The sequence below is a fragment of the Mesorhizobium sp. M7A.F.Ca.CA.001.08.2.1 genome (genome assembly GCF_003998455.1).
Classification (GTDB): Bacteria; Pseudomonadota; Alphaproteobacteria; order Rhizobiales; family Rhizobiaceae; genus Mesorhizobium; species Mesorhizobium ciceri.
The window spans coordinates 1-613 of record NZ_RZPW01001390.1 but is presented as its reverse complement, the minus strand read 5'-3'; the positions used below and the strand labels follow the sequence as shown (position 1 = coordinate 613).

General features: G+C 61.5%; 1 pseudogene. It reads right to left on the bottom strand.

From position 1 onward, the window contains the following. Nucleotides 1-435 (bottom strand): annotated as a pseudogene (locus EN914_RS37585) (hypothetical protein); the annotation flags it as partial. Between the last annotated feature and the right edge of the window lie 178 nt (nucleotides 436-613).

Genomic DNA, 613 nt, shown 5'->3' with positions numbered 1-613 from the left:
GTCGGTGGTGGTGCCGGCCTTGCCCTGAGCCTGCTCGTCGGTCTGCATCTTGGTCTTGCCCTGGGCCTGCTGGTCGGTGGTGGTGCCGGCCTTGCCCTGAGCCTGCTCGTCAGTCTTCAGCTTGGCTTTGCCCTGGGCCTGCTGGTCGGTGGTGCTGGCCTTGCCCTGAGCCTGCTCATCGGTCTTCAGCTTGGCCTTGCCCTGGGCCTGCTGGTCGGTGGTGGTGCCGGCCTTGCCCTGAGCCTGCTCGTCGGTCTTCAGCTTGGCTTTGCCCTGGGCCTGCTCGCCCATCTTGGAGCCGTTCTGGCAGTCAGCCTGCCCGGAAGCGCAGTTGGCGTCTGCGCCAGATTGGCTTTCGGTCTGTTGTGTCTGAGCCACCGCCGTTCCACAGCCGAGCCCGATGGCCAGCATGCTGGTAATGAGAACACGTTTCATGGGAAATCTCCCTGGGTAAGGTTCGTCCCTTCACTGGGTAGAACCAGCACCCAAAAAAAATGTTCCGAGATAGATGCGTGAGTGCTAAAAAACGACCCCGCTTGAGATCATACGATCGCGGGCGGAAGCCGCCGTTAAAGCGACCTTTTCAACCTTGGCGATTGCCCTAGCTGTCTCC